Raw genomic sequence first — 9,447 nt, forward strand, 5'->3', positions numbered from 1 at the left:
AACCGCCTCAAACGACACCGCGCAGTAGCCACGAGGTACGACAAACTCGCCGTCCGCTACGAAGCCACCGTGCTGATCGCAGCCATCAACGAATGGCTCTGACCAGCACTTTCGCAACAGGCCCTAGCTGACGGGCGGTTCGGACTTCGGGTGACGGTCCGCCCGGTCGACGTGCGAAGGCGTCCGGGCGGACTCCGCTGTCCACGGTGCCGGATCGATCCGACCTCTGGCCCGAGTGAACCTGGCCGCGCCGTGGGCCGAACGAGAACCCTCCGCTCACCCTCGTGCGCGAAGCCGTGCCGGGCGCGGAGCCGGCCTGGCTCGGCGGCGAGTCGTCGACGCCGTCTGGTCCTGCCGTGGGCGACGAAGGCTTGTGGACGCAACGGCATTCCTGGTGGGGTTGCCGGCGTGGCTGGGGGCTACGGCCCGGGCCGTCACTTGTTTCCGGTGTGGCCGGGGCCGGGCGGGCTTTAGAGTCGTGGCTAGTCCGCGCCGACATGGGTGTGCGGGTCAGGGCTGGTACCCAGAGCGCTCTGGGGCAGTACGACCGGTCCGCCTTCTGGCCCCGGTATTCCCACGGAATACCGGGGCCGAGGCCGTTGAACCCGAGCGCCGCGCTCATGAGGGCACTGATCCTGCTTTACAGGTCGGGAACTTCGGCTGCACTGACTGCCTGGACAGCGTCGACTACCTGCTGGTGGAAGACGGCGAGCCCGCTCGGGGGGAGTGGGGCCGGGCTGCCGGTGAGGGTGTATCACTCGTCCGCGCTGGTGTACTGGATGCGGCCATTCATAAGGTCATTCACCCGCACGTACAGTGCAGTTCCGAGGGTGTCTATCTCGGTCGTCACACATCGAGACTGGGCACTCTCGCGTCCGCGCGATTACCCCTTGGAGTCAACCATCTAGGAGGTAGGGGCTGCCTCAAGCTCCCGTTTGAGCCGGCTCAGGGTCGAGTCGATGTTCGCTACCTGGAACTCCGCAAAGCTTCTGCCCGGTGTGACCACCCGGTCGAAAAAATTGGCGAGGACGTCCGGCCACGCCCGCCGGTCATCCCGCCAGGTCTCCGTCACTCGAGTACCGTCCCCCTCAGGCTCGAACCTGTACTCCCACCTGGCAATCGGTCCACGCAGGAGGGGACGCGTGACGCCGATCGCGTGCACACGAAAGGCGAACCGACGGCCTGGGTCGGACGCGGTCACCGTGCACTGCGTCACCCACCGAAACGCCCCACGCCTGTTGCGCCCGATGAAACTGGATCCCACCGCGGCTGGCCCTCGCGAGGTCTGCTCCGCCGTCCCCAGATTCTCCGGACTCCACCGCCCCATGTCCTCGGGACGGCTTACGGCCTGATAGACGACGTCGGGCGAAACACCGATGACGATACTTCTAGCGACGGTGAATATTCGGGGCACGCTGATGCCTTCCACTTGATCACATCGAACTACCGGCGAGTAAGCATGGCACGCCACTGGTCTAGAGCCCGGGCCCGGCATAGTGCGCACCAGGAAGCAGTAACCGACCCACTACCAAGATCAGCAGCCCTGCCTCACCCTCACCCGGCAAGGGCCGTGTTCCGTGCCGCCGACGTGGATCCAGGTCGTGCCGGACCGCAGGATCCGCCCCCGCCAGTTGGTCGAGTTCAGGGCCGCGAAGTCCCACATCATGCTGCCTGCCACATTTCCCGGTCACAGTGGCGAGACCCTGCTGGCCGCCCATCCGCGGGTCCTGGGCCGAGGCGTCCGCGTCGTGGATGAGAAGCACCGAGACGGCCTGCCCGCGGGAGCCGGCCGCCGTGTCACCTCCGGCGATGGGAGCCTGCCACGGTCCCGTCGTCAGTGCACAGGCTCCGCACCCGGGCGGCTGGCGGCCTTGTTGAATCGGGCTGCGGTCACCCAGGTCGAAGTCGGCCGGCGGGGTCAGCGGCCGGATTGACCGTCAGTGATAGGCGTGGACGACGGCGTGGCCCTTGCCGCGCCCGATCATCCATTTGTTGACCGGGGTCGTGATCAGGAATGCGATCACGAAGCCGCCCAGCAGCGCGCCCCAGAACAGGCCCTCGTCCAGGTGCGTGTCGTCCATCGCGCCTGGGATCAGGGCGATGATGGCGTTGTCGACGAGCTCCATCACGGCGATCGCGACGGTGTCGGCGGCCAGCGCGACCTTGACGGCGATCTTGAAGTCCAGCCCGGCCCCGCGGACCGCGAACAGGGTGAAGGAGTAGCCGAAGGCGAACGCCAGCGCGATCGCCAGGATCATCGTCTGGACGTTGCCCCACATCAGGGCCGTACCGATCGCCATGCCAGGATCTCGCCGATGGCGCACCGGGTTAGGCAGTGCGGGGTCACCTCGCTGCCGTTCCCCACGAGGCCCCTCCGTGCGCGTCGGCGTCGCCATGCCTGCCGTGATCCTCATGGGTGCCGCGCGCTGCATGAGTGTGCGCGTCGGTGTGGTGGGGTGAGGTGGGGTCCATGACCATCATCCCCATTCGGTCCCCGCCGGGCCCGCGTTCGCTGCGGCACCTACATCCCAACCGTATACCCCCCGCGGGTATAGCCTCTAGAGTTGAGTCCGGGCCCGGACCCGTGGAGGAGGCCCGCGACGGGGGTGTGCCGGTTGTCGGGGGCGGCGCCTGTGCGTGCTGCCCCCGGCCGGGATTCGAGTGGTCAGCTCTTGCCGCGGAGCATGTTCATCTGGGCGATTTCGGCGGTCTGGGAGGTGATGATCCCCTGCGCCATGGTCTTGGCCTCGGGGAAGGAGCCGCGGGCCTGTTCCGTCTTGGCCATGTCCACCGCGCCTTCGTGGTGCTTGATCATCATTTCCATGAAGGCGGTGTCGAACGCCTTGCCCGAGGAGTCCTTGAGCTTGTCCATCTCCTCGGGGCTCATCATCCCGGCCATGCCGTGGGAAGAATGGTCCATCGCACCTTCGGCGGGCACGGGCTCGCCCCAGGAGGCGAGCCAGCCCGAGAGGGACTTGATCTCGGGGTCCTGGGCCTTCTTGATGTCCTCGGCGAGCTTCTTCACCTCGGGCGACTCGGCGCGCGAGGGGGCCAGCGAGGCCATCTCGACGGCCTGGCGGTGGTGGGGGATCATGCCCGTCGCGAAGACTACGTCGGCCGCATTGTGCTGACCCTGCGCGGCGGGCGCGGAAGCCGAAACCGACGGCGAGGCACTCCTATGGCCGTCATGCCCGGCCGAGCTGTCGTCACTGCCGCCGCAGGCGGCCAGCACGACGGCGGCCGCCCCGGCGGCGAACACGGCGGCACTACGGCGGAAAACGGATCGGTTGACGCTCATGGTGGTACAACTCCTTGCCGCGTGGCCCCCCGCGACAGCGGGCACGCGTGGGAAACGGACGTGAGAGAGATGCTGAAGCGCGACCCGTCCCGGCGGGACACCGGTTGCACGGGACTGCGCGGGTTTCTCTAGATCCGCAGAAGTTGCAGTTCAGCCAGGTCCGGCGGCGCCCTGCCGGACACCCCGCCCTCCGCCACGACACCAGCTGGCACACCAGCCGGGACAGGCATGATCAGGGTTGCCACGAGCGCCGGCGGAATGTACGCGGTCGAGATACCGGTCGCGGCGCAGGTGGCGTCCGCGTGATCGGCGTGACCGGAGCCGCCGGCCGTGTCGGAGCAGCCCTCCCCGGCCGCGACCGCGTGGGTTCTGGCCGCGTCGTGGCCAACAGCGTGTGCGGGCGGGAAACCGGGGGCCAGGGCGTGCATCCCGAGTACCCCGGCCATCACCAGCAGCACGAGCAGCAGCAAGCCGGGCCCGGCGGGGCGGCGGCTCGTCGGCTGCACGATGAAGGTCACAAGGTCATCGTACGAGGCCAGGCCGGGCCCTGCGCGGAGCCGTGGTGCCGCGAGGCCGGCTTTGCATACAAGTTGGCGCTCGCACTGGTGTGGCATAACACGCCCACCCGGCAACGGGGCCCCGGAGTTCGTTGTCCTGCGCGGCCGCGACGTCCACCGCGGCGGTCTGCGCGGCTACATGCCAGCCGACGCCTCTTCGGTGGTGACTGCCGGCGTGTCGCGAACGCACATGTGCAGGTGTTCGATCGACGTGGTAGAGCGCCTGACCGGGGAGCTCGGCGACGTGGTTGTCGTAGAAGCCCTACACCATCGAGCGCCCGTGGCGCGCCTGTGACCAGTCCGAGGTTGCGCAGCAGACGCATCTTTTCTGTTCTGGATCAGAGCCCCGCCAGGTCGCCGCCCAGCCCGTCCCGGACGCCGCGGCGGCGTACGCGGGTTCTGGCGCTGCCGGAGGCCCGATGGGCACGTTGATCGCGATGGCGCGAGGCACGCTGGTGGGGGAATCGGTGTGCACAGCTCTGCGAAGTCGGCCGCCAACCGTGCCATCGCATAGTGCGCATGAGGGGTTCCGGGCGTCGGCAGGCCGGGAGGGATCAGGTCGGCGCGCGGGCGGGTTGTGCGACGGATGGGGGCGCTGGCTGCCGTGGGTGTCAGGCGGGGAGGGGCAGGAGGAGTAGGGGGGCGGTGGTGGGCTGGGGGGAGCCGCCTGCGGGTTCGAGGGTGAGACCGACGGCGCGGGCGTTCGAGGGGTCACCTTGCATGACGGTGGTGCCGTTGTGGGGGAGGAGTCCTGCGGGGCGCATGGTGCCGTGGTCGTCGAACCACAGCTGGTACGTCTTGCCTGCGGGAGGGGTTGCCAGGCCGCTGCTGACGAAGGCGGCCTGATCGCGTAGCTCCGAGGTGATCACCGTGGTGACGGCTCCGGTGGTGGTGCGTCCCTGTACGGTCCGGGCGTCGGGGGCTGCCAGGACGGCGGCCAGGTCCTGGGCCTGCTGGGTGGCCTGGTGGACCTGGGTACGGGCTTGTTCGGTCTGCTGGTGCTGCCAGGCGGCGAGTCCGCCGAAAGCCGCCACGGCGGCGATGCTCGCGGCGATGATGAAGGGGCCGGCCTTGCGTGTCAGCACGGTGGCGAGCCGGACCGGGGCAGGGGGCTGGGTGCGCGGTGGCAGCTGGCGGACGGTTTCGATGTGGCGCAAGACTGTCTGCCTCATTGCGGCGGGTGCGGACACGCTGGCCGCTGCGGCCAGCCGTGCGGCGGTTGCCGCGAACTCGTCGACTTCCTCGGCGCAGGTCTCGCAGTGCCGCAGGTGTGCGGTGAACGCGCGATGTTCCTCGCCCGTGAGTGCGTCCAGGGCGTACGCGCCGGTGAGGGTGTGCAGAAGTTCGTCGTGTTTCATGTGGTCACCCCCATGCAGTCGCGCAGCCGGATGAGACCGTCGCGCATTCTGGTTTTGATGGTCGGAAGCGGGGACCGCAGCGTTTCTGCGACCTCGCGGTAGGTCAGGCCCTGGTAGTAGGCCAGGGTCACGGCTTGGCGCTGGAGCTCGGTCAGACCGCGCAGGCAGCGGCGTACCTGTTCGCTCTCCAGCCGGGTCTCGACCTGTTCGGCGACTTCGTCGAAGGGCCGTACCTGGTCGCGTACGGCGGTGGCGTGCTCGCGGTTGGCGGCGGCCTGAGCGGAGCGGACCCGGTCCACTGCCCTGCGGTGGGCGATCGTCGCCACCCAGGTCATGACGGATCCGTGCTCGCGGCGGTATCGGGCGGCTTGACGCCACAGGTCGATCATCACCTCCTGGGCCACTTCCTCCGACTGGGCCCGGTCCCGGACGACGTTGACGGCGATTCCGAACACGGTTTTGACGACCGCGTCGTAGAGGACGGCGAAGGCGTCCTTGTCCCCGTGACTGACCCGCTCCATCACCTCCTCCAGCCGCGGCCCGCCCGCACCTGCGTTCCCGAACTGCAGCGGCTGTGTCACCGGCACCCCGTTCCGCGTCGCCGCGTGCGCTGCCGCGGACCGGTGCCGTGGAGATCCGCCCAGCTCTTGCACTGTGATGCCATCAACCGTTCTTTCGCCGAGAGAAGGACCGGCCCGTCCATTTCTGGGGGCCGGCCTGTTCATTGCGCTGGTCTTGCACGTTCTTCGTAGCGGGCATGTGTGCGGATTGCTCCGCGCACGGCAATGCCCTACGCCGGTAGTCACCCGATCGAGCGAAACCGGCTGCCACCGGCCAGCCGCCGCGCCCGCGACACCGAAGTCATCGCTGAGGCCTGACAACAGTGCCCTTTGCCAGGGCCCGGGCCGGCCGCCGGTTTTCGTCCATGATCTTTGGAGGCAGTCAATGTCCCGTTTTCTCAAGAGTGCTGCGCTGGCCCTCGCCGCAGCGGCCGCCGTGCTTGGCGGCGGATCGACGGCTTCCGCGGACGCCGGAGCGCAGAGCGTCGCCGCCTACTCACCGGGGGTCGGCTCGGGCAACCTGATCCAGATCCCGATCCACATCCCGGTCAACGCCTGCGGCAACTCGATCAGTGTCATCGGGTTGCTGAACCCCGCTTTCGGTAACACCTGCGTCAACGCCTGAGCGGCCAACAGTCTCCGGCCCGCTGCCGACAACGGGGAGGCACGGGCCGGACGATCCCCGCTCGACGCGCTCAGGAGTGCCAGTCGTACTGCTCCGCCCCTGACGGGTGAGTGCGGTTGAAGGGGGATCCGCTGCGGGTGGCGGTCGGCACCGCCGCCCGCAGTACCCACCCGCTTCGGGAAGGGGGAAACGTCCTCGCCGAAGGAAGGACCAATCCGCCGGACGGAGCACAGCGAATGGGCAGTGTGAGCAACTTCCGCAAGTCCTTCGCCCGCGGTGCACTGGGCGCCGTGTCCGGTCTGCTGGCCGGGTATACCGCCTTGGCGGTGGCCGAGCTGGTGGCGTCGCTGGTGCGGCCTCAGGCCGGACCGGTGACCGTGGTGGGCGGGGCGGCGATCGACCGGACGCCGGCCGCGTTGAAGGACTTCGCGATCCGCACCTTCGGGGAGAGCGACAAGCTCGTCCTGCAGCTCGGAATCCTCGCCACCCTCGGACTCCTCGGCATCGTCCTCGGCATCGTCTCTCTGCGCTACCGACGTGCCGGAGCAGCGGGCGTGCTCCTCTTCGGCGTGATCGGCGCGGCGGCGGCCCTTACCCGGCCTGACAGCGGGGGAGTCGCGGACGTCCTGCCTTCGATGGCCGGCGCTGCCGCAGGCGCACTGATCCTGTACTTCCTGGCCGGGAAACTGTCCTCCGGCGCCGTGCCCGAAACGGGCTCGGACGGCTGGTCACGGCGCAGTTTCGTGGTGGCCGCGTCTATCACGGCCGTCGCCGCGACGGGGGTGGGCGCCGTGGGCCGGACCCTGACCGGCCGGCGTGGCCAGGGCGCGGTCGCCTCGCGGACCGCGGTCGAGCTGCCCGCACCCGCCTCCCCGGCCCAGCCGCTTCCCAGGGGGGTCCAGCTGAAAGCGGAGGGCATCAGCTCCTTCACCACCCCGAACAGGGATTTCTACCGGGTCGACACCGCGCTGGTCGTCCCCAAGGTCGACGCGGACACCTGGCGGCTGCGCATCCGGGGCAAGGGCGTCACCCGCCCCCGTACCTACACCTTCCAGGAGTTGCTGGAGCGGCCGCTCATCGAGCGGGACATCACCTTGACATGTGTCTCCAACGAGGTCGGCGGCCCCTACATCGGCCACGCCCGCTGGCTCGGCGTGCGCCTGGCAGACCTGCTCCAGGAGTGCGGCGTCAAGCCGCCGTCCCGGGGAGGCAAAGCTGATCAGCTGGTCGCCCGCTCGGTGGATGGCATGACGCTGGGCTCACCCGTCGAGGACGTGATGGACGGCCGCGACGCGATCCTGGCGGTCGGGATGAACGGCGAACCGCTGCCCTTCGACCACGGCTTCCCCGTCCGGATGCTGGTCCCCGGACTTTACGGATATGTGTCCGCGTGCAAGTGGATCGAGGAGATCGAGCTCACCACCTTCGACTCCTACGACCCGTACTGGGTCAAACGCAAGTGGGCCCGCAAGGCACCGATCAAGACCCAGGCCCGCATCGACACCCCCAAGCCCTTCGCCCGGCCGACCGGGGAACTCGTCACGGTCGCTGGTGTCGCCTGGGCCCAGCACCGCGGCATCCAGCGTGTCGAAGTCCGCATCGACGACGGTCCCTGGCAGGACGCCGACCTGGCGACGCAGGCAAGCATCGACACATGGCGCCAGTGGTCCTACCCCTGGAAGACCACCCCCGGCGGGCACACGCTCACCGTCCGCGCCACCGACGGCACCGGGGTGGTGCAGACCGAGGAACGCACTCGGACCATCCCCGACGGTGCCAGCGGCTGGCACAGCGTTTTCGTCACACCCGGATAGCCCCTGGCCGGAGCACCCGCAGCCAGGCCCCTTAGACCTTTCATCTCTCACGAACCGTTGCAGAAACCAACAGGAGATTTCTCATGTCCAGCACGCTCCGTTTCCGCCGTACCGCCCTCGCCGTCGCCGCCGCGGCCGTCCTGCCGTTCTCGCTGGCCGCCTGTTCCGACTCCGGAAGCGACTCTGCCTCCGGATCTGCCGCGGACAAGAGCAGCGATGCTCCTGCCGCTTCCCAGCCGGCGACGCCGGACGCGTCGATGGCCGGGGACAAGCCGTTCGGCGCGGCCTGTGCCGGCGTTCCCGCCGATGGCGCCGGCTCCTTTGACGGCATGGCCAAGGACCCGGTCGCCACTGCCGCTTCCAACAACCCGGCGCTGTCCACCCTGGTGGCGGCTGTCAAGCAGGCCGGTCTGGTCGACACCCTGAACAACGCTCAGGGCATCACGGTGTTCGCGCCGACCAACGACGCCTTCGCGAAGATCCCGAAGGCGGACCTCGACAAGGTCCTCGCCGACAAGGCCACCCTCACCAAGATCCTCACCTACCACGTCGTCGGCGAGAAGCTGACCCCGAAGCAGCTGGAGAGCGGCTCCTTCGACACCTTGGAGAAGACCAAGCTCACCACCAGCGGTTCGGGCGAGTCTTACAAGGTCAACGACTCCTCCAACGTGGTCTGTGGCAACGTCAAGACCGCCAACGCCAACGTCTACATCGTCGACACCGTCCTGATGCCGAAGTAACACCCGATGTGACGGCTGCGGATACGCCTTTGTGGGCCGGACCCCCTTCTCCCAGGGGGTCCGGCCCACGGTCTTGTCCGTCCGCAGCGACGGCGGGCCGGAGCGCGGGCCGACGCCCCGGCCCGCCGCTGGACAGACCCGGGCCAGTGCCAGTAGATGTTCGCGCTGTCTCGGGTCAGTCTTTCCCTGACTCAGGAACAGGACAGGGAGAGGTTCGGCTGCCGTCGCGCACCGCCCTAACGTCACGGGCGCCCCAACAGACGTATGCGAGTTGCACGACCATTCCAAGCCGTCAGGAACCACCTTGTGCTGGGCCCGCGGAGCACTGGGGCCGCCCCCAAGCAGCCGCGCCAGCCGCCCGTGACGGCCTAGTGATCTGGTTTTGAGGTCTTGGCTCGCCTCGTGAGTCGTGTTCTGTTTCAGGTTTTGGGGTTCGCCTGACGTGGCTGGTCCTGGGTCGCTCTCCTGGATGGATGGGTGACACCAGGCTGGCGC

At 68.7% G+C, this 9,447-nt stretch carries 8 protein-coding genes and 2 pseudogenes; 4 read left to right on the plus strand and 6 right to left on the minus strand.

Translation table 11 applies throughout. The features are described 5' to 3' along the window. Positions 1–102: pseudogene (locus tag OTB20_RS41330) on the plus strand (IS5/IS1182 family transposase); the annotation flags it as partial. 802 nt (positions 103–904) lie between these two features. Here the strand turns inward: OTB20_RS41330 and OTB20_RS41335 are convergent. The 6 genes and pseudogenes from OTB20_RS41335 to sigK form a co-directional block, all read right to left on the minus strand. Next, a complete protein-coding gene (locus tag OTB20_RS41335) occupies positions 905–1,414 on the minus strand; it encodes an SRPBCC family protein (RefSeq protein ID WP_267825068.1) in 510 nt (169 codons plus the stop codon). A 523-nt stretch (positions 1,415–1,937) separates the two neighbouring features. Next, positions 1,938–2,481, minus strand: a pseudogene (locus OTB20_RS41340) (DUF4396 domain-containing protein). Between the two features lie 184 nt (positions 2,482–2,665). After that, complete coding sequence (locus tag OTB20_RS41345; protein ID WP_267825062.1) at positions 2,666–3,298, minus strand: DUF305 domain-containing protein; 633 nt, start codon at positions 3,296–3,298, stop codon at positions 2,666–2,668. 128 nt (positions 3,299–3,426) lie between these two features. Next, positions 3,427–3,744 carry a DUF6153 family protein gene (locus OTB20_RS41350; protein WP_267825069.1) on the minus strand — a complete coding sequence of 106 codons (318 nt, stop codon included), beginning with the start codon at positions 3,742–3,744 and terminating at the stop codon, positions 3,427–3,429. A gap of 722 nt (positions 3,745–4,466) precedes the next feature. Further along, a complete protein-coding gene (locus OTB20_RS41355; RefSeq protein WP_267825063.1) occupies positions 4,467–5,213 on the minus strand; it encodes an anti-sigma factor in 747 nt (248 codons plus the stop codon). After that, entirely contained in the window at positions 5,210–5,794 is a 585-nt protein-coding gene (gene sigK, locus OTB20_RS41360) for an ECF RNA polymerase sigma factor SigK (protein ID WP_267825064.1), read from the minus strand. The genes OTB20_RS41355 and sigK overlap by 4 nt, the downstream gene beginning before the upstream one ends. A gap of 364 nt (positions 5,795–6,158) precedes the next feature. Between sigK and OTB20_RS41365 the strand changes: the two genes are divergently transcribed. The 3 genes from OTB20_RS41365 to OTB20_RS41375 all read left to right on the plus strand — a co-directional run bounded on the left by OTB20_RS41365 (position 6,159) and on the right by OTB20_RS41375 (position 8,952). Further along, on the plus strand, positions 6,159–6,398 hold the full coding sequence (locus tag OTB20_RS41365; protein ID WP_267825065.1) for a chaplin: 240 nt from the start codon (positions 6,159–6,161) through the stop codon (positions 6,396–6,398). 236 nt (positions 6,399–6,634) lie between these two features. Then, positions 6,635–8,212, plus strand: coding sequence for a molybdopterin-dependent oxidoreductase (locus tag OTB20_RS41370; protein ID WP_267825066.1), 1,578 nt, complete (start codon positions 6,635–6,637; stop codon positions 8,210–8,212). An 83-nt stretch (positions 8,213–8,295) separates the two neighbouring features. Beyond that, the gene (locus OTB20_RS41375; RefSeq protein WP_267825067.1) at positions 8,296–8,952 is read left to right on the plus strand and encodes a fasciclin domain-containing protein; all 657 of its coding nucleotides are present in this window, start codon (positions 8,296–8,298) and stop codon (positions 8,950–8,952) included. The last annotated feature ends 495 nt before the right edge of the window (positions 8,953–9,447 follow it).

The organism is Streptomyces sp. H27-H1 (assembly GCF_026627445.1).
GTDB lineage: Bacteria > Actinomycetota > Actinomycetes > Streptomycetales > Streptomycetaceae > Streptomyces.

Excerpts from the sequence above, each read along its gene's own strand:
- OTB20_RS41355 (WP_267825063.1), bottom strand. The coding sequence starts at position 5,213 with ATGAAACACGACGAACTTCTGCACACCCTCACCGGCGCGTACGCCCTG.
- OTB20_RS41350 (WP_267825069.1), bottom strand. The coding sequence starts at position 3,744 with ATGGCCGGGGTACTCGGGATGCACGCCCTGGCCCCCGGTTTCCCGCCC.
- OTB20_RS41370 (WP_267825066.1), top strand. The coding sequence starts at position 6,635 with ATGGGCAGTGTGAGCAACTTCCGCAAGTCCTTCGCCCGCGGTGCACTG.
- OTB20_RS41345 (WP_267825062.1), bottom strand. The coding sequence starts at position 3,298 with ATGAGCGTCAACCGATCCGTTTTCCGCCGTAGTGCCGCCGTGTTCGCC.
- OTB20_RS41375 (WP_267825067.1), top strand. The coding sequence starts at position 8,296 with ATGTCCAGCACGCTCCGTTTCCGCCGTACCGCCCTCGCCGTCGCCGCC.
- OTB20_RS41365 (WP_267825065.1), top strand. The coding sequence starts at position 6,159 with ATGTCCCGTTTTCTCAAGAGTGCTGCGCTGGCCCTCGCCGCAGCGGCC.